This window comes from Dyadobacter pollutisoli, assembly GCF_026625565.1.
GTDB classification, from domain to species: domain Bacteria; phylum Bacteroidota; class Bacteroidia; order Cytophagales; family Spirosomataceae; genus Dyadobacter; species Dyadobacter pollutisoli.
The window spans coordinates 2,175,903-2,197,266 of the sequence record NZ_CP112998.1 but is presented as its reverse complement, the minus strand read 5'-3'; the positions used below and the strand labels follow the sequence as shown (position 1 = coordinate 2,197,266).

Below are 21,364 nucleotides of genomic sequence, written 5' to 3'. Positions count from 1 at the left end.
GGTCACTTTTGTCAACATCGACATGGTCCTCGAAATCTAAGAGTCACGCGACTAAATGGACAATTACAGGAAGTATTTCGTGCATGCGGTCAGGAAGAATTTTCCTCAGAACCCGGATCAATTGATTGTCCAGACCGACAACTATTTTAGTCATATTTCCAAAGACACACGTTTTGCTGCTACTTCCAAAAATCCAATCGACAGACGGCTTGATTTCAGTGCGTACTTTTTAGCATTGGTGCAAACGCTGGACGAGCATGGCGAAACTTTTGAGAAAATCCGTGAAATATGCCTGGAAATAGTGATCGAGTATGTTAAACCGAAAAACAAATTCCAACAATTCTTAAAAGAGCTTCCGCCAAAATTGATCGGTACCCGTTTTGCTGGCTTACTTTTAGAGGTATTTCATAAAAAAGTCAGTCAAAATACCAATCCTGATGGTTTCATTGCCAACATTATCACCGACAAAAATGAAACCTACGGTTTTGGGTATGGCGTCGACATTATTGAATGCGGTATCTGCAAACTCTTCAAAAAACATCATTACGAAAAATACGCCTCCATACTCTGCGAAATCGACAAAGTTACCTCGGGTTTGGCAGGCCTGGAATTGATCCGCACCGGAACCATCGCAAACGGAGCAACCAAATGCGATTTCCGGTTCCGGCGGATTCAAAAAATGTAACGGCTTCGCAAACGACAATCAATTGGTATATAAGAATGTTATATTGTCGTACAAAAAACACTATTTAACCGCACTATCATAATGACAATCAGGGAACAAATAAGACAAGACGTCGCATGGGCCGCAAAGAGCAATGTGACCCAATCAAAACTTTTGCACTTTCTGAAAAATCTAAAAAACAATGCACCCGTTGAGCGCAATGTTGAAAAGGTATTGGCTCAGGCTGGCTTAATAGACGATGCGGCCGCCAAGGAAGTTATGCAAATTGTTAACGCCGAATTTGGCAAGATTGATGGTGAATGGAGTTGAACAAAACTGCACTCGATACGAATGTGGCAATTGAAGTTCTTAACAATAATAAGTTGACGATAGAAGTACTCGAACAATTTGATATGATTTATCTTCCTGTTACAGTTTGAGGCGAAATGCTATATGGAGCTAAAAATCCGAGCAGGCTTCAATATAATCTACCTCGCTATCAGTCACTCATTGCCGCCTGTGAAATCCTGAATACAGAAGACCGGATTGCCGACCAATACTCTAGTATCAAAAAACAACTGAGAGATGCTGGCTGCCCAATACCTGAAAACGACATTTGGATTGCAGCAATATGCCTGTTTCATGACATTCCGCTTTTCTCCCGAGACTCCCATTTTGACTTTGTTGTCGGTTTATCGCGATTTTAATAGTATGTATATCCATAACAAGAGGGTACAGATCGTTCTGATTTGCGCCCTCTTATTATGGATTCAAAAAATGTAAGGGTTTCTACTTAACAGTATACCAGTTCCTCAGTCGTACGTCAATGGACTTATTACCCTCATTGACCAACTTTTTGAATGCTTCTGTATCGCTCATTCCGTTTGCACCGCGGTAGTGGTATGGATAAACGATTTTTGGTTTGAAATCCAGAACGGCAGAAGCGGCCTCGGGAACGTCCATGGTGTAAGGTAAATTCATGCAGACAAAGGCGACGTCAATGTTTTTCAAGGCGCGCATTTCAGGAATTCCGGCGGTATCGCCACTGATGTAAAGCGTTTTGTCACCGAATTTCAGTACATAACCGTTGCCACGGCCCTTGGTATGTTTGGCGTCGGCGGCTTCGGGGAGGTTGTACATCGGGATTGCGGTGATTGAAATGTCTAGTTTAGTGATCGTCTGACCATTATTGACCGCCACTGTTTTCGCTTTCAGTTTGTCGGACATTTTATCAATAACCGCTTGTGGTGCTACAATGACTGCTTTTGATAAATCCAAAACATCCAGTGTCGACACATCGAAATGGTCGCCGTGGATATCTGTGATCACAATTAAGTCAGGCGTAGCGATCCCTTCGAACGTTTTGGCCCCACCATAAGGATCGGCGTAAATCGTTTTGCCATTCCAGGTCAATGCCATCGTAGCATGGTTTAGCGGTTGGATTTTCAACGGCCCTTTGGAAGTTTTGAACTCATCGGCGACCGGAAGCTGCGCCCAAAGCGGCGCGGAAATCATCAGTAATAAAAGTGCGAATGTCGTTTTCATATTTGAGTTTTGTTAATTGATCAAAGTTAAGTTTTCCAATGGTAATTTAGGAACGAGTGCTAAATTGGCTACAAAATTTAATCAACAGCTAGAAAAAAATGAAAGTACACACGACCAACTACAAAGACGCATTTATACAGGTAGCCGACGACAGTCCGGCCAAAGCAGGAGAAATTCCGCCGGTCAAGGGGATTGAGAAATCAGTTGCTAACATTCAGTTTGAAATGATCGGCGAAAATCCTTACAAATTCACTTCCGATGATGTCTTGTTTCACACTTACGCCGTGAAAAAAGGTCTTGAAAAAGACGAGCTGCCCGCCGAGCGCGAGAATTTCTTCTCCAAAGGTCAGCCGTGCCTGCGCGCCTCCCCACTCACCAAACGATACGGCTGGGGCGTTCACAGTAACGCCGAAGGAAAAGTAGCATTATACAGCGTGGATTCAGACGATTATAAAAAGTTTTCGGATGATGAAAAGCTGGAAGTAGTAAAAGCAATGCGCTCTAAGCGGGCTTAAACTTGGCAAGTCTTCCAGACTTGCCAAGTTTTTTTCGATGTAGATGACAATTTGATGATTTGCCATAGTGACCAATTGAAAGATGTTGAGTCTAAATATTTGGAAAGACGAAAACAATTCATAAATTTGTTCACTAATAGTAAACTTTATCATGTTTAATATTATAGCCAGAAAGACTTTGCTTGCATATTGTACACTTTATCCGCAAGCTTCAAATGCACTCAGGGAATGGTACGAGGAAATGATCAATATGGAATTCAGTAGTTTTCAGGATCTGAAATCAGTGTACGCGAAAGCAAGTTTAGTCGGCGATGACCGGGTAGTTTTCAATATCATGGGAAATCATTACAGGCTGGTTGTCAGAATGGCATTTGAGTATAAAGTGATTAAGATCAAATGGTTTGGTACACATGCCGAGTATGATAAAGTAGATGTTAAAACAGTAAAATATAAATCTCAAATCTGATGGAATTGAAACTGATAAAAAACGACACCGAATACGAATTGATGCTCGAATGGATTGATGATCAATTCGATAACAAGCCTCATCCTGAAAGCAAAGAAGGCAACAACTTACAAATTGCCCTGCTTTTGATCAAGGCTTATGAAGACGTGCATTACCAAATCCCTACGCCAGACCCGATAGAGGCCATTAAACTCAAAATGGATGAAAAAGGGTTGAAGAGTAAGGATCTGGTGGAATGGGTGGGAAGCAAAAGTTACGTTTCTGCCTTGTTGAACAGAAAAAAACCTCTAACATTAAAACTCGCAAAGCTTTTTCATGAAAAACTCGGTATCCCTGCACAAGTACTTCTGAGCTAAGCAAACATTGCCCATTTCCTGACCAAAGTCATCTTTCCGACTTAATTTCGATCATCTTTTCGCTGCGCTGATTCTGGCAATTTTGATGCATCCAACATACGATGCTCATGCCAGCAAATTCGATATCCCAACCATACATTGAAACCAGACATACCTGTTACCATTGTGGCGAGGAATGCAAAGACGAAGTGATCCATATCGACGAGCATGACTTTTGCTGCGATGGCTGCCTGCTGGTATATGACCTACTGAAAGAGAACGACTTATGCCGATACTATACCATCGACGGCTCACAAGGAATCTCACCTGACGCCGCGTTTTTCAAAGGAAAATACGACCACCTGGATTTGCCCGAGGTAACCGGCAAAATGATTGAATTTACAGACGGAAACCTGACGACCGTCAACTGGTACCTTCCCAAAATGCATTGCAGCTCATGCATCTGGCTGCTAGAACATTTGTACAGGTTAAACCCTGCCGTAAGGAGTTCAGTGGTGAATTTTCCGGAGAAAAAAGTCAGGATAACATTTGAAAAACAACACATTAACCTCAGCGAGCTGGCTTCCCTGCTGACGCGCATTGGTTATGAGCCTTACCTCAGTCTGCATGACCTGGAAGGCAAGCAAATGCGCAAATGGAACAGGGTGCGTTTATACAAGATCGGTATCGCGGGTTTTGCTTTTGGGAACATTATGATGCTCAGTTTTCCCGAATATTTTCACCTCGGCCAAAGTTCTGCCGATCAGGATCTCCGGCTACTTTTTGGTCTGCTGAATTTAGGCTTAAGCCTGCCCGTCCTGTTGTATTGTGCTGCCGATTTTTTCAAATCCGCGTGGTCCGCATTAAAAGGCCGGTACCTGAATATTGACGCCCCTATCGCGCTGGCTTTGCTCAGTGTTTTCCTGATCAGCCTGTATCAGCTTGGGACCCAAACAGGTCCCGGATACTTTGATTCCTTTGCAGGAGCAGTATTTTTCATGCTGATCGGAAGATATTTTCAGGACAAAACTTACGCCGGTATTTCCTTTGACCGTGATTATAAATCCTATTTCCCGATCGCAGTTTCTGTTTTAAAAAATGGTTCAGAGACACGCAAACCCATTACTGAGTTAAATGAGGGCGATTTGATACTGGTCCGAAACGAAGAGCTTATCCCTACCGATGCAATTCTCAAAAGTCCGGGTGCGCTCATCGATTACAGCTTTGTTTCTGGCGAGGCCGAGCCCATAGAGCGAAAACTTGGCGATACCATTTACGCAGGCGGCAAGCAAAAGGGCGTTTCCATTGAACTGGAAGTGTTACGCAAGGTTTCTCAGAGCTATCTGACACAACTCTGGAATAATGAAGCATTTACCAAAGAAAAGGAAAATCAGGGCCAGACTCTCGCGGCGAGGATCAACAAATACTTTTCGCTGATAGTGCTGGCGATTGCCGTGGTCACTTTTCTTGTTTGGTTTTTTGTATTCAAAAATCAGGAAACAGCATTTCTGGCCTTTGCAACCACATTACTAGTAGCCTGCCCCTGCGCATTACTGCTTTCCTCGACATTTACCAATGGAAACTTGCTGAGCCTCTTCGGCAAGAATCGCCTGTATCCAAAAAACGCCCACACCATTGAACGGCTTTCTCACATTGATACCGTGGTTTTTGACAAAACCGGTACCATTACCCTCACCGATGAAGCTGATGTTGAATTTATTGGCAACGAATCGACCCTGGACGAGCTGACAATGGTTAAGACGCTGGCCATGCAATCGTCCCATCCGCTGAGCCGCATCATCGTCAATCATTTGGAGCACATTACTGCGAGCCGTCGCATTTTGAGTGGTTTTTCTGAAACCAGCGGACAGGGAATGGAAGCGCTTTGGGGCAAAAAACACGTCCAATTAGGGTCAGCGGCCTGGGTTGGGGCTACCGGAGATTTTCAAGGCAATACGGCTTCAAAAGTATTTTTGTCTGTGGATGGAGAAATTGCGGGCTATTTCAGCATGAAAAGCAAGTACCGTCCCGAACTGGCCGATACATTGACAGCACTCCAAAATGCAGGTATTCAAACTTGCCTCCTGTCGGGTGACAAACCTACTGACAGGTTATTTTTATCAGGCCTCTTTGGACAAAACACAAGCATGCTGTTCGAGCAAAAACCGCAGCAAAAACTGGAATTTATCAAACAATTACAAGCCCGGGGACGCAATGTACTGATGGTCGGCGACGGGCTGAATGATGCCGGTGCACTTCGCCAAAGCAATGTCGGCCTGGCCGTTTCCGACGATATCAACAACTTTTCTCCTTCGTGTGATGCCATTCTCGAAGGTAGCAGACTTGCATTGCTACCCGCCTACATCAGTCTTGCCAAAGCAGGTCAGCGGATCATTAAGCAAAGCTTTGCCATTTCGCTGATTTACAATATTGCGGGCTTGTCATTTGCGGTCACAGGAGCATTGTCGCCGGTTATCGCCGCGATCCTGATGCCAGTCAGCTCGATTACCATTGTGGCTTTTACCACGCTTACGAGCAACATAGCAGCCCATGGCCGGATCAAAAACTGACCAATGTCATAAAATCGTACCGCCCCGAGTCATCGTTCGGGAAAGGCCTTGCCGGTAGTTTTGAGCCATCAATCCAAGTAAATCCTTCTCTGTCATGAGTGCATTATATCTCTTAATCATCGCCAGCCTGACGGTCGCCCTGGGGTTTCTGGGCGCCTTCATCTGGTCGGTCAGGAAAGGACATTTCGACGACGACTATACCCCTTCCGTTCGCATACTACTCGACGATTCACCCGACGATCCCCAATCTTAACACCGCTTACATACAAATTTACCATTCAATTTCCTCTTAATTATGTCAAACATTCCCCATCCCGACCTCCCAACCGTTGAGCTGGACGAGTTTCAATATGACAACCGGATCGTCAGAGATTTCGCCATTGCGACCATTCTATTCGGGCTCATCGGTATGCTCGTCGGCTTACTGGCAGCACTCCAACTGGTTTTCCCAAACCTGAATATGGACCTCCCCTTCCTGACGTTCAGCCGCATACGGCCGCTGCATACTAATGCTGTCATTTTTGCATTCGTAGGAAACGGCTTTTTCACCGGACTGTACTATTCTGCGCCCCGTGTTTTAAGAACCCCGATGTGGAGCCCTGTTTTGAGCAGGTTTCATTTCTGGGCATGGCAGGCTATCATCGTCGGTGCAGCTATTTCACTCCCAATGGGTATCACCACCTCCAAGGAGTACGCCGAACTGGAATGGCCATTCGACATTGCAATTGCCGTGGTATGGGTTTCCGCATTGGTGAACCTGATCATGACCACCATTAACCGTCGCGTCGAGCATATTTATGCGGCCGTTTGGTTTTACATTGCTTCGTTCGTTACAGTCGCTATGCTGCATGTGGTGAACAGTATTGCATTGCCGATTTCATTGTTTAAAAGTTACTCCGTGTACGCAGGTGTGCAGGACGCGCTGGTGCAATGGTGGTACGGGCACAATGCCGTTGCATTCTTCCTGACCACGCCGTATTTGGGTTTGATGTATTACTTTTTACCCAAAGCAGCCAACAGACCGATTTATTCCTACCGGTTATCGATTGTCCATTTCTGGGCGCTGATCTTCCTGTATATCTGGGCCGGGCCACACCATTTGCTTTATACCGCACTGCCCGAATGGGCGCAAACGCTCGGAACTGTTTTCTCGATTATGCTCATTGCTCCCTCCTGGGGCGGGATGATGAACGGGTTAATGACCTTACGCGGTGCCTGGGACAAAGTACGCGAAGATGTGGTACTGAAATTTATGGTAGTAGCTATCACAGCTTATGGTATGGCCACATTCGAAGGCCCGATGCTCTCTTTGAAAAACGTCAACGCCATTGCCCACTACACCGACTGGATCGTCGCCCACGTACACGTAGGTGCGCTCGGCTGGAACGGTTTCCTGACTTTTGGTATCCTCTACTGGCTTTTCCCGCGTCTTTATAACCGTCCGCTTTACTCTCAGAAAGCTGCCAATTTCCACTTTTGGATCGGCACATTAGGGATCATTTTTTATACTGTTCCAATGTATTGGGCAGGCTGGGTACAAAGCTCCATGTGGAAGGAATTTACCGCAGAAGGTCTTTTAAAATACCCTAATTTCCTTGAAACCGTTACCCAGCTCGCACCACTCTACTTCCTGCGCAGCGTCGGCGGTACATTATATATTATTGGCTTCATTGTCATGATCTACAATCTCTGGATGACCGCTTTAAAAGGTAATCTGGTTAAAACTGAAACCGCGAAGGCAATGCCGCTTAATGCCATATGGCATGCGCCAAAAAGTGAATACTGGCACCGCCGCATTCTGGAACGCAAGCCACTAGCAATGACCATTTTCTCACTGATAGCGGTAGCAATCGGAGGTATGATTGAGATGATACCTACATTTTTGATCAAATCCAACGTACCTACCATTGTAAGCGTGAAACCTTATACGCCGCTGGAATTGCAGGGAAGGGATATTTATGTCCGTGAAGGCTGCTATGTGTGCCACACACAAATGATCCGTCCATTCCGTTCCGAGATCGAGCGCTTCGGCGAATACTCCAAATCCGGTGAGTTTGTTTACGATCATCCGCACCAGTGGGGCTCGAAACGTACCGGCCCCGATTTGCACCGGGTAGGCGGAAAATATCCGGACTCCTGGCATTACAACCACATGGAAGACCCTACCAGCATGTCGCCGGGCTCTATTATGCCAAGATATGGCTGGCTGCTTGAAAATGACCTGGACACCAGCACTACCAAAGCGAAAATCGAGGCGATGCAGACATTGGGTGTTCCTTATGAAAAAGGATTTGAAAATGAGGCCAATGTGGATCTCCACAAACAAGCACTGGAAATTCAGGGCAGGCTGAAACAAAGTGGCATCAAGGCCAATGCAAACAAGGAAATTATCGCGCTCATTGCTTATATGCAGCGGCTTGGAACTGATATCAAAGCAGAAAAATAACCGACCATGAAATTCCGAAATTACCTCGAATCCATCGCGGGAGTGGAAATTTACCCGCTGATCTCGCTGATCATATTCTTCGCTTTTTTTGTCGGGCTGCTCGTGTACGTGTTCCGGCTGGACAAAGAGTCGCTCAATAAAATGCGTGGGCTGCCCCTCAACGACGGCATTGTCAAAAAAACCGTCCTGTCGATCGTCCTTTTCTGCCTGCTAAACGTCTCCGCATTTGCACAGGAACCGGAGAAAGTGAGAGCTGTGACGGGAACCGACCTAATCCTTTATGTGGTGTTGGCTGGACTTTTATTTATTGTAATTCAATTGATTATCCTGCTTTCCAACGCATTGAATCTTTTGAGAAAATTCTCCAAAAAAGGCGAAGAAACTGAATCGACATTCATTTTTAGCAGTCATTGGTGGCGGAAATTCAAGGGTATTGCGGTGGATCTCAAAGATGAAAAACAAATCCTGATCGAAGGCCACGATTATGATGGAATTCAAGAGCTGGACAACCGGATGCCGCCCTGGCTGCAATCGCTTTTTATTGCCACCATCATCATCGCGATCGGTTACTCGGCCTACTATTTCAGTGGCATCGGAGACTTGCAGCTGGCCGAGTTGGACAAAGAAATCGCAACTGCTGAGATTGAGAAAAAAGCATACATGGAGAAAGTCGGGGCGAGTATGGATGAGAATTCTGTGAAGTTACTGACCGACCAGGCCGTACTGGGGCAGGGAAAAGTCATTTTTACTGAAAAATGCACCGCTTGTCATGGTGTGGATGGTGGCGGTACCGTGGGGCCAAACCTGACCGACGATTACTGGCTGCACGGCGGCGGGATCAAGAATTTGTTCAAAGTAATTAAGTATGGCGTGCCTGAAAAAGGAATGATATCGTGGGAAAAGCAATTGTCCCCGACGGACATTCAGAAAGTAGCCAGCTACGTCGTTTCGCTCAAAGGTACCAAGCCTGCGAATGCTAAGGAGCCGCAAGGGGAGCTGGTGAATGACGCAGTGGCGGTCAAATAAACAAGAGAGAGACTTACCAAGTCTACAAGACTTGGCAAGTCTTATTTCCCCAACCAACATGAATAAACTTCATCCGCAAAAACCGACAGGCCAATGGCATAATCGCCGTGTAGTCTTCACAGTGATCGTTTTGACATTACTTTTTGTCACGCCTTTCATCAGACTAAACGGTCAACCGTTATTACTTTTTAATGTACTGGAAAGAAAATTTATCATTTTCGGAATTTTCATCGGGCCGCAAGATTACTGGCTTTTCGGTCTGACGATGCTTTCATTTATGGTTTTTGTGGTGCTTTTCACAACCGTTTTCGGGCGGTTATGGTGCGGTTGGGCCTGCCCGCAGACGGTTTTTATGGAAATGGTTTTTCGTAAAATCGAATACGCGATAGAAGGCGATACGGGCAAGCAAAAACTGCTGGATAAGGCACCCTGGAATGCGGACAAAATCATGAAGAAAGGCCTGAAATACAGCATTTTTCTGATCGTGTCTTTTCTCATTGCCAACCTACTTCTTTCCTATGTTTTGGGAGTTGATGCGTTAGCCAAAATCATCCGCGAACCCATTGCAGATCACGTTCCGCTATTTACGGGTATCGTGGCTTTTACAGGTATTTTCTATTTCAATTTTGCGTGGCTACGGGAGAAAGCTTGTACAGTAGTATGCCCTTATGGACGTCTGCAAAGCGTTTTGCTCGACCGGAATTCCATTGTGGTAGCCTATGATCACAAACGTGGCGAGCCAAGAGGAAAACTTCACAAAGACCATGCGCGGACTGAGGGAGACTGCATTAACTGTTTCCAATGTGTGACCGTATGCCCCACAGGCATCGACATTCGTAACGGTAACCAAATGGAATGCGTGAATTGCACCGCCTGCATTGATGCCTGCGACCATATTATGGACAAAATCGGTTTTGACAAAGGTTTGATCCGGTACACGTCTGAAAATGCCATTGTTAAAAAAACAACCAAACTGATCACGGCAAGGGTTATTGGCTATTCGGTCGTACTGCTGCTGTTATGGTCAGGTCTCGGATTTATGATCGCTACCCGTAATGATACGCAGACCACGCTTTTCCGCGCGCCGGGAAGCCAGTACATTGAAAATAAGGATGGGACGATCAGTAATCTTTACACATTTAAAATTTTCAACAAGACTAATCAAACCATCAGGCCTACAATCCATTTGGCAACTCCCGGCGGAAAGCTTCTATTCGCCGGTTCACCGGACCTTACTTTGGAAGCTGCCGGAATGTCGGAGGGTACTGTATTCATTATTATTCCAAAATCAGCATTGAACCGTCGGAAAACGACATTGACGCTTTCCGTTTATCAGGGCACGGAAAAATTGGAAGATTTTAAAACCACATTTATGGCACCTGAGGAATGATCACTTACTTAAACATTCAACTATGAAAACGATCAAAATAAATTGGGGAGCAGGAATTGCTGCGGTATACATTGGTTTTGTCGCTATGATACTGGTACTCGTCGGCATGAGCGCAGGGCAGAAAATCGATCTCGTGACAGACCATTACTATGAGGAAGAGCTGAAATTTCAAGGTAAAATCGACAAAATAAAACGTGCTGATTTACTGCCACAGCCGTTGAGCTGGGAGGTAACAAACAATGGATTATCCATTCATTTTCCCAAAATCATGAATGATAAATCAATAAGCGGAAAAATCAATCTGTACTGCCCTTCCAACGACAAAAATGACCGCAGCTTTGCTATCGCTTCCACTAACAATGAGCAATTTATACCTTTCAGCAACATCCCGCAAGGCCGGTACAAAGTTCAATTCGACTGGAAATCAGGGGAAACAACTTACTGGAATGAAGGTGTAATTGTCACTGGCAAATAGGATAATGACTACCGCGCTTCCATATCTCGCATTCACAATGGGGCTGATCAGCAGTTTGCATTGCGTCGGTATGTGCGGGCCGATAGCGCTGGCTTTACCCGTTCATAAAGGATCGCGCTTGAAGCAATTTTCCGGTTTGCTGCTTTACAATTCCGGTCGTGCATTATCCTATTCGTCTCTTGGTCTGCTGGTCGGTGGCATTGGTGCTTCTATCGGCTGGCTGGGTTACCTGCGCTATCTCTCTGTTTTTGCCGGGCTGCTGATGTTAGCCTACGTTTTCTGGCCTTCGAGGTTGGATAGCTATTTTCACCCTCCCGTATTTTGGGCTCGATTTGTTCATTTTTTAAAACAACAAATGGCGGCCACGTTACAAAGCCGTTCCGCCGCTGGCTGGCTGATGTTAGGGATTTTTAATGGGCTGATCCCCTGTGGAATGGTGTACATGGCGCTCATGAGCTCAATAGCGACGGGTAGCATGGCCGGTAGTGCTACATATATGATGATTTTCGGACTAGGTACATTTCCGGCGATGATTTCTATTGGTATTGCAAAGCAAAAGTTCACTCCCGGCCTCCGGTCTCGCATTCGGAGATTTACGCCGGTTATGCTTGCGGTCGCGGGGATTTGGCTGGTTATGCGGGGAGTTTTAACGGACTTGCCTGTAAATGGTGAATCGCGTACTGGGATTACTGTTTGTAAGTGAATTAGACTTGCCAAGTCTCGAAGACTTGGTAAGTCTCGTTTGGTAAGTCTCGTTTGCTCCGAACCAAAGTATGTTTTTTTCATGACAATGATCATGTTTTTCAAGTAGGCGGCTGGGTAGCTTTGGTACCTCATCACATACATCAAAATTCACAATGGACAAGGACTTGCTGTTCAAATACAATACACCCGGGCCGCGCTACACCAGTTATCCGACTGTTCCATATTGGCAAAACACAGCCCCAACACAACGGAAATGGTCAGAGCTGGCGAAAGAGGCATTTTTCGTTTCAAACCAACGGGAAGGGATCAGCCTTTATGTTCACCTGCCATTTTGCGAGAGCCTCTGTACTTATTGCGGCTGCAATACCAGGATCACCATTAACCACGCGGTTGAAACCAAATACATTGACGCCGTTTTGAAAGAATGGAAAATGTACTTTTCCATTTTCGGTGATGCCAAGCCAGTCATTCGTGAGCTGCACCTCGGCGGCGGCACTCCCACCTTTTTTAGTCCCGGAAACCTGACCAGGCTGGTGAATGGTCTGCTCGAAAATGCCATTATTCATCCCAAAGCGAGTTTTAGTTTTGAGGCACATCCTGGTAACACTACCGATGAACATCTACAGGCGTTATTCAATGTCGGTTTCCGCAGGATCAGCATTGGTGTGCAGGATTTCAATCCGATCGTGCTAGCCATTATCAATCGTCACCAGACTTACGAACAAGTAGTTCATCTCACTCAAAAAGCCCGCGAAATAGGCTATACCTCTGTCAACTACGACATTGTATACGGTCTCCCTCAGCAAAAAGCTTGCTATATGATGCAGACGATGCTCCGGGTTATACAGCTCAAACCCGATCGCATTGCATTTTACAGCTACGCACATGTTCCCTGGATCAAACCCGGTCAGCGCAACTATACCGAACAGGACCTTCCAGATGCTGACAAGAAAATGGCCATTTACGAAACCGGCAGAAATGCACTGGAATTAGCTGGCTACAAGGACATTGGCATGGACCATTTTGCATTGAAAACCGACGAACTTTTCATTGCGCAAAGCGAAGACCGCCTGCACCGGAACTTTATGGGTTACACCGATACCCGCACCAGGCTGCTCATCGGTTTGGGTGCTTCCTCCATCAGCGATTCCTGGACCGGTTATGTCCAGAACGAGAAAAAGGTCGAAGATTATTACAAAAGAATTGACGCCAATGAAATCCCAATCGCGCGCGGACATGAGCTGACGCGCGAGGACCTGATCATGCGCCGGCACATTTTGAGGTTGATGACCAGCTTTGAAACTTCCTGGGCTGCTACCTCAGAAGTTTGTATGGAAGTATACAAGGCACTGGAACATTTATCCGAAATGGAATTCGACGAACTGGTTGAGATCGAGCCGTTTCGGGTGCGGATTACAGAAAAAGGAAAACCATTTGTGCGCAATGTATGCATGGCTTTCGACGCGCGACTATGGGCTGATCTGCCCCAAACAACACTTTTCAGCCAAACTATTTAATTAGCAGCTCCTTGCGCTGTTCACCTATCTCCTGTACCTTGGTATGTTTGATACAGATATTTTAATTCATACCCAGGTGATGACACGGCATATTGAAATGCTCGACGCCCTGTTCAAGCATGCGACGGAAGGTATCGTCGTAGTGGACAAAAGCGCCAGCATTGTAATGTTGAACCCAAAAGCCAAAGAACTTTTCGGGTATAAAGATCAGGAGCTAATCGGAAAGAAGATCGAAATGCTCATTCCCGCCCGGTTCGCGAAAAACCACGTCGGTTATCGCGACCACTACCTGGAAGCACCTCGGGCGCGTGGAATGGGACATTTGATGGACCTTTTTGCAAGACGTCATGATGGCAGCGAGTTTCCGGTGGAGGTAAGTCTCAGCCCATTCAAAACCAGCGATGGCGAGTTTGTCGTGAGTTTTGTCATTGATATAACCGAAAGAAAAAAGCAGGAGAACCGCATCATTGAGGCCAATCTGGAAATCCAGAAGCTGAATGCTGAACTGGAAGAGCGGGTCGAGCAGCGCACCAGAGAGCTGGCCACCGCCATTGAACGAGTGGAACAATCGCAGGAAGAGGTAATCCGGGCCCTAAAAAAGGAGCGCGAACTGAATAATATGAAAAGCCAGTTTGTGACCATTGCCTCGCACGAGTTCCGCACGCCCCTTGCTACCATTCTGTCATCGGCCTCATTGATAGGAAGATATACCAAAACAGAAGAAGAGGACAAGCGGCACAAACACGTGCAGCGTATCAAGTCCACGGTAACAAACCTGACGGAGATACTGAATGATTTTCTCTCGATCGGCAAACTGGAAGAAGGCCGCGTGAAGAGTGTTCCGGTATTGACAACGCTTCCTGCGTTCTGCGAAAGCCTCATTGAAGAGATCAAAGGCTTGTGTAAAGACGAACAACAAATTCATTTTCAATATACTGGTATTCAGGAAGTTTGGCTGGACAAACAACTGCTCCGAAATGTACTTTTCAACCTGCTTTCCAATGCGATCAAGTATTCTGAACCGGGGAAATCTATTTTTCTCAATGTACAATCTACCCAGCAAATGGTGCGAGTTGAAATTGAAGACCAGGGCATAGGTATTCCTGAGCAGGACCAGCAGCACATATTTGACCGTTTCTTCCGCGCACATAATGCAGGTAACGCCCAAGGGACGGGACTGGGCCTGAATATTGTCCAAAATTACATTGAGCTCATGGGCGGAACTGTACAATTTAAGAGCGAGGTTGGTAAGGGAACTGTTTTCGATATACAGGTTCCAAATCACGTACCTTCCCAAATAAAAATTGACTGATTAACAACTAATCACATTGTCTTGGAAACCAAAAAAATACTACTGATCGAAGACAATCCCGAAATGCGGGAAAATACAGCAGAGATCCTGGAACTGGCTAATTACGAGGTAGTAACAGCCAAAAATGGCAAGGAAGGTGTTCTCCAAGCCGCCAGCCACAATCCCGACCTCATCATTTGCGACATTATGATGCCCGAGCTCGACGGTTATGGCGTGCTGCACATGCTTGGAAAAGACGAGCGTACATCTGCCATTCCCTTCGTTTTCCTGACGGCGAAAGCCGAAAAAGACGACTATCGAAAGGGTATGACCATGGGGGCTGACGACTACCTGACCAAGCCTTATGATGACGTGGAGCTGCTGAATGCCGTCGAAATGCGGCTCAAAAAGAGCGAACGTATCAAGCGGCAGTTTGACCGCTCCGCCGAAGGCCTCGACTCATTTATGCAAGAGGCCAAATCGTTTGATATGATCATTAAACTGGCTGAGGATAAAAAAGTTAAATTTTTGCGCAAAAAAGAAACCATTTACACCGAGGGCAGCTATCCTTCCAATGTGTACTTCCTGCAAAAGGGAAAAGTAAAGGCTTATAAGTCCAATGACAACGGCAAGGAATACATTACCGACCTGTATAAGGAGGGCGATTTCTTCGGCTATCTCGACCTGTTGCAAGGCGAAACCTATCAGGAATCAGCCATTGCGCTGGAAAAGTCGGAAGTAGCGATGATTCCTAAGGACGATTTTTTCAATTTGCTGCAAGGTAATCGCGAGGTGGCGTCCAAATTTATCAAAATGCTTTCCAACGAGATCAAAGACCGGGAAGAGCGGTTGCTGCAACTGGCTTATAACTCGGTGAGGAAACGGGTGGCGCAGGCGCTGGTCATGCTTGCGCAACGTTATCAGGATGATCATTCCAAACCATTCTCCATGTCCATCACCCGTGAAGACATTGCCTCAATCGTAGGTACGGCAACAGAAACCGTGATCCGCACCCTTTCTGATTTCAAAGACGAACATCTGGTAGAAATGAAAGGCAGCCTGATCACGGTTCTGGAATATGAAAAACTGGCGCGAATGCGGAATTAAACCTCCGCCAGCTGCATTTCAATGGCTTGGAGTTGGGCTAACATTTCCTGCCGGTAAGCGAGTGTCTGGTTAGTGATTTCGGGAATGAGACTTTTGTAGTAATCAATCCCCCGAACCAGTTGCTCCTTAAATTTGGTAAAATACTTCGCCTTCTTGTCCGTCAAATCCCTTGCGTGCCGTTCCAGGTCCTTTTTCAGGTAATCTACATACAAGGTCAGCTCATTGATAAACATATTGGGCCGCTCCACTTTTTCCAGCAGGTTGGTTTTGCCATAAATGTGCCTGACCATTTCTTCCAGAGAAAATATCCCCGAAAACCAGGCAAGATTAGGCCCCGGGCATATTGAAACGGCTTTATTTTCGCGCGGTTTCAGCAGATCATTTTTCAGTAAAGCAGCAGTAGTCAATCCTTCACAGAGACATAATTTCTCCGTCACCGCTCCTATCTGCTCGGCCAAATCAGCCGGTTTGAGATCAAGCGATTGCAATTGTTTGATTTTGAGATGCTGGTATTCGCGGGAAGCTGTGCAAATCGGTTCTTCTGTAAATTCAGTGTTGGAAACCAGGTAACGTTTGTTGCAGGGACTCCCCGGTCGGCCTTTCGCGATCCTTTCCAGACGCTGCTTTTCCGCGCTGCTGCTTTTGAAATTATTGAAAAGAACACCCAGCGGCGACGAATTGCTGACATAATAATCATCACTGGTAGCGTCAGAAAGCGCTTTTAATGTCTGATCATCTACATTGGTCACTTCCGGTACCAGCAGGAAAGGACTCCCCCAGCCCGTAGCGTCCATTTCATAATGTTTCAGTAAAAAGTCGTTTTCCTCAGCCGTTCCTATCCCACCCTGCACCGTAATTTTCAGCTCAGGAGCGTGACTAATTACCAAACTTTTGCTTTCCAATGCCGCCTGGTACATATTGAAAAGCTCCGCGATCATTTCTGATCTTTTGGTTTTAAATTCCTCCAAAACCGGCCCGAGCAAATAGCCATCGGTCGCAAAAGCATGTCCGCCGCAGTTCAAACCTGACTCGATCCTGAATTCCGAAACCCAGATCCCTTTTTTGGCCAAAAACTTAGCCTGAATGAGTGCCGAACGAAAATCGCTCACTTTCAGGATCACTTTCTTTTTGAAATGACCATGCTCATCGGGATAAAAGTCAGGGAAGTTTTCAAGGTAGCTGTAAAGTCTGGGGTTCATACCCGCCGAGAGGATAAGGGAAGAATTCAGATTACTGTTTGCGAAGCCGCGTAATGCGGCCAATGCGTCTGTGTAAATGTCACCTAATATGTGCCCGTCGCGGTCTTTGTTCACCTTATCTACCTTGGACATAATATTTACATCGATCGCACCTTTGGTCAATGAGTTGCGGAGTACGAGGTCTGCATTTCGCTTTTCTGTGCCTTCCGGCATCGCCAGCAGCTCGTTATAGCGTTTTTTTAGTGGTGAAGTTTCGGGTAAAAGGCTGAAATAACGATCAATGTCATTATCGTGGCCGAAAGGTTGCCTGCGGAGTTCAGCAAACTGCTCGTTGACGATACAGTCCATCAGGTTGAGATAGTCTGTGATCCGCCGGCTGCGGTAGTCCGGCTCGGACTTTTCTATCGGGATATAAGTTTCTCCCTGCTTTAAGTAGTAGTGTTTTCGCATTCGCTCGATCAGCTCATCGTCTACAATGGATGCGACCGAGGCTATGCCAAAGCGGGAAACTTTAATGGGTGTATCAACAGAGTATCCCAGGCCTAAAACAGGAATATGAAAGGTATGCGACATGATCAGAATGTGTTTGTTTTGCTTATGAGCAAAAATCCCGATTTCGCCTGACGATTTACATGACCATCATCATGGCGGTTCATGATCAATCGCATCATAATGAGCTTTTTGGAAGTAATGGTTTATGTCACTTATTGTTTCACTAAACTTAACCGACATGTCTCATTATTTGAAGAGTACCCTCGTCATTCTAATCAGCCTTTTTGCGCTCTCCTGCCACGACAAGAAGGACACCCAAAAAGTCAAGATCTCCGTGAAGCTTCTCAACGGAAAAGGGGCAAAAGTGGATCTGATCACTAATAACTTCCTCAGCCTTGACACGATTATGCTCGCTTCTACCACCGCGGATACTGCTGGCAAAGCATTGATTGAAGTGGCTCTCGATAGGCCCATATTTGCCAATATTCAAAGCAATGACGAGTACATTCACATGCTACTGAGCCCCGGAGATGTGATTGATATTGAACCTGATACCAGTAAAAAGTTAGGAAAATTGAGGTTGGTAGGTGATGGTGCAGCTGCACAGCAACACCTGGAAAAAACCAGGGATCTTCAACAAAAATATGAGAAGGTTAACGGGAAACATTCCATTGAGACTGATCTGAATGAATTTATAAGTCGCCGCGACGCATTGCGCAAAGGGTACGATTCTCTTCTTGCTGATTTTGCCAAAGACCCGACAGTTAGCAAGCCTACCTTACAATTGATGGCTACCAAAAATCAAATGGCCCAGTACTTTTTCCACCAAAATTACATTAGCGCGAAATATGATTTCAATTTCAACAATCCTGAAATCCCTGCCACGCTTAAAACGGTGATTAAGGATTTGCCTGATGACTCGCTGGCCATGGCTTCCAATATGTATGAGTATAGCAGCATTTTAAACTATTATCTGCTGGCCGATATTTTCCGTGAGGTTGGAGACGTGGCCGAAAAACTGGAAAACGACTCATTGGGCGATAAATGGGCCACCATTGCAAACAATGTCATTAAAAATCGAAAATTCTCACCCCGGCTTGACGCGCATTTCAGGGCTGCTAATCTCAATTATTATGTCAATATGGAAGGGATTTACCCTGAACTTCTAGCCCTCAGGAATGATTTCAATCGAGATTGCAAAGTCCCAGTTTACAAAAAAGCCATTGATAAGAGTTTTGCCAAATGGGAAGCGATCGGACCGGGCAAGCCAGCGCCCGACTTTACGGGATTGACTTCCGATGGTAAAAAAGTATCGCTCAGCAGTCTGAAAGGAAAAGTTGTGTATGTGGATGTGTGGGCAACGTGGTGCGTACCGTGCCGGGAAGAGTTTCCCGACTCGAAAAAACTGGTCAAACAATTCGAAGGAAACGATCAGGTTGTATTTCTATATGTTTCCGTGGATCGCAATGTCAATGCATGGAAGAAACTTTTGAAAGACAGCAGCATTCCTGCCGGAACTCATATTAACGAGCAAACGGATCAGCCCGGTTCGCTTTGGGAGAAATATCATTTGTGGGGAATTCCGCGGTACATCCTGATCAATTCGGATGGTACCATGCTGGAAACACACGCCCCGCGGCCAAGTTCCGGCAAAGCGGCGGACCGGATCAAAAGTTACCTAAAACCGGCTTGAACCTTTTAATTACCTTGAACTTGACTTAATCTGTTCCTGCATTTTCAGCGCAGTTGCATTGTCCGGATCCAGTTTAAGCGACCTACTCACATATTTACCGGCGGCTGCGGCGTTCGCGAATTGCAGATAGCCCGCAGCCAGTCGGTTACTAAGCATTATATTGGCCGTATCTTTCTCGAACATGCCTTTGAGCGCCAGCTGTTGTTCTACAAAATTTTGTAACTCGCTTAGGTTGAATCGTGAAGTATTGTTTGCCGCCGCATATTGAATGTACGGCAGCGCCTTTTCCGGTCTGTCGAGTTTTAGGAAGGTGATAAAAAGCTGTCTGGCCCTCTCAAAACTTTGCTCCTTGCGAAATGCTTTGGACCAATAAACCACGGCCTTCTCGTCCTCATGCAGCGCAAGGCTCAGCTTCCCGGCCTGATCGTAAAACGTGATATCCAATGGATTGTCCAGCGACAACGCTTCCACTACCCGCAATACCGAGGCAGTATCGTGCAGAGCAGCATAGTGGTTTTGCAGTCGCGCCATTGCTTCTTTCCAAGTGATCTGCTTCACGACCATTGCCCCGGCCAGTTGCTCTTCGATCGTTTTTTCACGTTTCTCGTCCGCTGGCATAGGGACATTAAACGGCCAGCCTTCTTTCAGGATCATGATTTCATACGCCCCTTTTAACGAATCGACACCAGTAATGGGCATTCGCTTTCTCAATTCTTCCAGAGACATCCGTCTCCTTGCCGGTACCAGATCCGCTTTTTCCATGGCCTGATAAAAGCTCTCGGAAAGCAGCGCGTAGCCGAACAAATTGGGATGAACGTGTTCGAGGAGCGTTTCTTTTCCCAAAATACCCTGTGTCGAATGCTTTTCAAAAAGGCCTTTGGTGTCCACCAATGTAACTCCATTGTATCGGGCCGCCACTTTCGCCAGCACCTTGTTCATTTCCTCAGGAGCCCTGAAACGCAATACATCCAGCTCCTTTGCACGAATATATTCCTGCTTGGCCTCTACAAATTTCCGATCGGCATATAACTCATTTCCCGTACGAAAATGCAAGTCGGCCGAAATATCCGGCCCACCCGGCAAGCTCACTAATGGTTTCAAATCCTTTTCATTACTGACCAGATTACTTACCAGCAGCGGAACCTTGCGCTCGCCCATCAGTCTGCATAATGCATCCATGTTACTGGTAAATTGCTCTATACCAACCCGATAGATATCCGACCCGAGCGGCACCTGCTGATCGGCAGCCATGCGTTTCATCAGATTTTCCCTCAGATCAATTTTTTCTCCTGAAAACAGGTCGCTAATGCTAGACGTCAATGCTGAAAACAACTGAACCAGCCGGAACTCCCGAAGCCAGATCAACATCCTGACCATGAATGGACTACGTCCCAAAAAACCAGCCGAAGCTGCTCCCAATGCACCATAGTATTCGTTGTGGCCAGTATAAACCATTACCGCATCAGGCTCGTAGTTCACGACGTTTTTGGCAAAATCCAGTACCGTGTGGGAATTAACGGCGGTCAGTGACAGATTGATCACTTCAAAATCCTTTTCCGGGAAAGTATGCAGCAGCCGGTATTGCAGCCAGCGGTGAAACGAGCCATTGTTCATATAAGGATACCCAATGGTCGTGGATTCGCCCAACACGAAAATCCTGAAGGTACCAGGTGCTTTCTTTTCAGGAAATGGCTCAAAATTCCCGATCGTCGCATTTTGTTGCCGTGCAAAGTACTTCTCGGAGGCATGCTGGTTCATCACGAGATAGCCTTTTCGGGCCGGATCTTTGATGAAAAGATCCAAATTATGGCCGTACCCAAACAGCCGCAGCCCCGCTTCCAGCAGAGCTAGAACGAGTAGCGGGGATAGTACAGACAGTATTTTGAAAATTAACAAACGTCGTGGGCGCATATTTATCGAAAACACAA

General features: G+C 46.1%; 20 protein-coding genes. 17 read left to right on the top strand and 3 right to left on the bottom strand.

All coding sequences use genetic code 11. The features are described 5' to 3' along the window. The first annotated feature begins 55 nt into the window (after positions 1–55). The 3 genes from ON006_RS09005 to ON006_RS32320 all read left to right on the top strand — a co-directional run bounded on the left by ON006_RS09005 (position 56) and on the right by ON006_RS32320 (position 1,371). The gene (locus ON006_RS09005; RefSeq protein ID WP_244818807.1) at positions 56–685 is read left to right on the top strand and encodes an L-2-amino-thiazoline-4-carboxylic acid hydrolase; all 630 of its coding nucleotides are present in this window, start codon (positions 56–58) and stop codon (positions 683–685) included. 81 nt (positions 686–766) lie between these two features. Beyond that, positions 767–994 (top strand): hypothetical protein, encoded by a 228-nt coding sequence (locus ON006_RS09000; RefSeq protein ID WP_244818808.1) that lies wholly within the window; start codon positions 767–769, stop codon positions 992–994. Positions 995–1,110: 116 nt separating this feature from the next. Further along, entirely contained in the window at positions 1,111–1,371 is a 261-nt protein-coding gene (locus ON006_RS32320) for a PIN domain-containing protein (protein WP_374760185.1), read from the top strand. An 82-nt stretch (positions 1,372–1,453) separates the two neighbouring features. Here ON006_RS32320 and ON006_RS08995 read toward each other — a convergent pair whose 3' ends face one another. After that, entirely contained in the window at positions 1,454–2,209 is a 756-nt protein-coding gene (locus ON006_RS08995) for an MBL fold metallo-hydrolase (RefSeq protein WP_244818809.1), read from the bottom strand. Between the two features lie 98 nt (positions 2,210–2,307). On the opposite strand from ON006_RS08995, the gene ON006_RS08990 reads away from it, so the two are divergent. The 13 genes from ON006_RS08990 (at position 2,308) to ON006_RS08930 (ending at position 16,052) form a co-directional block, all read left to right on the top strand. Beyond that, a complete protein-coding gene (locus tag ON006_RS08990; RefSeq protein WP_244818810.1) occupies positions 2,308–2,724 on the top strand; it encodes a DUF6157 family protein in 417 nt (138 codons plus the stop codon). A 151-nt stretch (positions 2,725–2,875) separates the two neighbouring features. Further along, on the top strand, positions 2,876–3,190 hold the full coding sequence (locus ON006_RS08985; RefSeq protein ID WP_244818811.1) for a type II toxin-antitoxin system HigB family toxin: 315 nt from the start codon (positions 2,876–2,878) through the stop codon (positions 3,188–3,190). Continuing rightward, entirely contained in the window at positions 3,190–3,546 is a 357-nt protein-coding gene (locus ON006_RS08980) for a helix-turn-helix domain-containing protein (RefSeq protein WP_244818812.1), read from the top strand. Before ON006_RS08985 ends, ON006_RS08980 begins: the two co-directional genes overlap by 1 nt. A 107-nt stretch (positions 3,547–3,653) precedes the next feature. Next, positions 3,654–6,095 (top strand): heavy metal translocating P-type ATPase, encoded by a 2,442-nt coding sequence (locus ON006_RS08975; RefSeq protein WP_244818813.1) that lies wholly within the window; start codon positions 3,654–3,656, stop codon positions 6,093–6,095. 94 nt (positions 6,096–6,189) lie between these two features. After that, a complete protein-coding gene (gene ccoS, locus ON006_RS08970) occupies positions 6,190–6,348 on the top strand; it encodes a cbb3-type cytochrome oxidase assembly protein CcoS (protein ID WP_244818814.1) in 159 nt (52 codons plus the stop codon). Between the two features lie 42 nt (positions 6,349–6,390). Further along, positions 6,391–8,541: a cytochrome-c oxidase, cbb3-type subunit I gene (ccoN, locus tag ON006_RS08965; protein WP_244818815.1), complete on the top strand. Its 2,151-nt coding sequence runs from the start codon at positions 6,391–6,393 to the stop codon at positions 8,539–8,541. A gap of 6 nt (positions 8,542–8,547) precedes the next feature. Beyond that, a complete protein-coding gene (locus ON006_RS08960) occupies positions 8,548–9,567 on the top strand; it encodes a cbb3-type cytochrome c oxidase N-terminal domain-containing protein (RefSeq protein WP_244818816.1) in 1,020 nt (339 codons plus the stop codon). Between the two features lie 58 nt (positions 9,568–9,625). Beyond that, positions 9,626–10,957: a cytochrome c oxidase accessory protein CcoG gene (ccoG, locus tag ON006_RS08955; protein ID WP_244818817.1), complete on the top strand. Its 1,332-nt coding sequence runs from the start codon at positions 9,626–9,628 to the stop codon at positions 10,955–10,957. A gap of 22 nt (positions 10,958–10,979) precedes the next feature. Further along, a complete protein-coding gene (locus ON006_RS08950; RefSeq protein WP_244818818.1) occupies positions 10,980–11,432 on the top strand; it encodes a FixH family protein in 453 nt (150 codons plus the stop codon). A 4-nt stretch (positions 11,433–11,436) separates the two neighbouring features. Then, positions 11,437–12,135, top strand: coding sequence for a sulfite exporter TauE/SafE family protein (locus ON006_RS08945; RefSeq protein WP_244818819.1), 699 nt, complete (start codon positions 11,437–11,439; stop codon positions 12,133–12,135). 154 nt (positions 12,136–12,289) lie between these two features. After that, positions 12,290–13,654: an oxygen-independent coproporphyrinogen III oxidase gene (hemN, locus tag ON006_RS08940; RefSeq protein WP_244818820.1), complete on the top strand. Its 1,365-nt coding sequence runs from the start codon at positions 12,290–12,292 to the stop codon at positions 13,652–13,654. Between the two features lie 43 nt (positions 13,655–13,697). Next, entirely contained in the window at positions 13,698–14,966 is a 1,269-nt protein-coding gene (locus ON006_RS08935) for a PAS domain-containing sensor histidine kinase (protein ID WP_244818821.1), read from the top strand. Positions 14,967–14,987: 21 nt separating this feature from the next. Then, a complete protein-coding gene (locus tag ON006_RS08930) occupies positions 14,988–16,052 on the top strand; it encodes a response regulator (protein WP_255772809.1) in 1,065 nt (354 codons plus the stop codon). Here the strand turns inward: ON006_RS08930 and ON006_RS08925 are convergent. After that, positions 16,049–17,824: a hypothetical protein gene (locus tag ON006_RS08925; RefSeq protein ID WP_244818822.1), complete on the bottom strand. Its 1,776-nt coding sequence runs from the start codon at positions 17,822–17,824 to the stop codon at positions 16,049–16,051. The genes ON006_RS08930 and ON006_RS08925 overlap by 4 nt on opposite strands. Before the next feature lie 157 nt (positions 17,825–17,981). On the opposite strand from ON006_RS08925, the gene ON006_RS08920 reads away from it, so the two are divergent. Continuing rightward, positions 17,982–19,436: a TlpA family protein disulfide reductase gene (locus ON006_RS08920; RefSeq protein ID WP_244818823.1), complete on the top strand. Its 1,455-nt coding sequence runs from the start codon at positions 17,982–17,984 to the stop codon at positions 19,434–19,436. Between the two features lie 9 nt (positions 19,437–19,445). Here ON006_RS08920 and ON006_RS08915 read toward each other — a convergent pair whose 3' ends face one another. Continuing rightward, on the bottom strand, positions 19,446–21,347 hold the full coding sequence (locus tag ON006_RS08915) for an SGNH/GDSL hydrolase family protein (RefSeq protein ID WP_244818824.1): 1,902 nt from the start codon (positions 21,345–21,347) through the stop codon (positions 19,446–19,448). Between the last annotated feature and the right edge of the window lie 17 nt (positions 21,348–21,364).